Source organism: Streptosporangium sp. NPDC049248, from assembly GCF_040678965.1.
GTDB classification, from domain to species: domain Bacteria; phylum Actinomycetota; class Actinomycetes; order Streptosporangiales; family Streptosporangiaceae; genus Streptosporangium; species Streptosporangium fukuiense.
Map to the genome: position 1 here is coordinate 1 of NZ_JBFAQY010000092.1, position 1,149 is coordinate 1,149.

At 69.5% G+C, this 1,149-nt stretch carries 2 protein-coding genes; both read right to left on the reverse strand.

Annotated features, from left to right (window positions below):
- Window positions 1-645, reverse strand: a 645-nt coding sequence (locus tag AB0K21_RS44690; protein ID WP_364159325.1) for an alcohol dehydrogenase catalytic domain-containing protein, incomplete at its 3' end; no start/stop codon positions are given.
- Entirely contained in the window at window positions 642-1,112 is a 471-nt protein-coding gene (locus tag AB0K21_RS44695; protein WP_343982482.1) for a PTS sugar transporter subunit IIA, read from the reverse strand. The genes AB0K21_RS44690 and AB0K21_RS44695, both read right to left, overlap by 4 nt.
- Between the last annotated feature and the right edge of the window lie 37 nt (window positions 1,113-1,149).

Below are 1,149 nucleotides of genomic sequence, written 5' to 3' on the forward strand. Positions count from 1 at the left end.
CGCCGCGTCCGGGGCGACCAGAGCGGCGGCCATCTCCAGCCGCTCGGCGTTGATGTCGACCAGGAAGACCCGGCCCGCGCCGCGCGAGCGGGCCAGCCGCACGTGCAGGCAGCCGATCGGGCCCGACCCCATGATCACCACGTCGTCGCCCTCGCCGACCCGGGCCAGTTCCTGGCCGTTGAGCACACAGGCCAGCGGCTCGGCCACCGAGGCCTCGGCGAAACCGACCCCGTCAGGGATCCGGTTGACGCCGTCGACCGCGAGCACCTTGGCCGGGATGATCATGTAGTCGGCGAAACCGCCGTCGTAGTGATACCCCATCGACTCCTGGTTCGGGCACACCGTCATCCGGCCCCGCCGGCACTCGGCGCAGCTGCCGCACGGGATCGCGGCGATCACCTGCACCCGCTCGCCCGCAACCCATCCGCTCACCCCCTCGCCGACCTCGGCGACCTCACCGGCGATCTCGTGCCCCATGACCCTGGGCGGCCGGATGTGGTGATGACCGTGTCTGGAGATCTTCACATCCGTGCCGCAGGTCGAGCAGTTGCGCACACCGATCTTGATCTCACCCGGTCCGGCGACGGGCTCCGGCGCCTCCTCGACGCGGATATCGCCGGGAGCGTAGAAACGGGCGACCTTCACTGTGCTTCGTCCCCTTCGTTGGGTTGCAGCAGCCCGACCACCTGGGCGACCTCGGTCGCCTCGCGAAGGGCCCGGGCCTGCTCGGGATCCATCAGGATCTGGGCGAGTTCGGCCAGCAGCCGCACATGACCATCGCCCTTGGCCGCGATACCGATACACACCGTGACCTGCTCGCCGTCCCAGTCGACGCCCTGGGGAAAGCGCAGCACGCAGATCGCGTCATGGTGAACGGCGTCCTTCGCGGCCAGGGTGCCGTGCGGGATGGCGACCCCTTCGCCGACGTAGGTGGAGATCGAACGCTCCCGCTCCAGCATCGCGGCGATATAGGAGCTTTCCACCGCGCCCACCTCGAGCAGCGCCTGACCGCACTGGCCGATCGCGTCATCACGGCCGGTGGCGGAGGCCTCCAGCAGGATGGCGCGTGGGTCCAGCGGTAGTGGCGCGGCCTCAGGCATCGACGATGCCACCGTTCTTGATCGTGTTGATCAGCCTGGTCACCGCCGG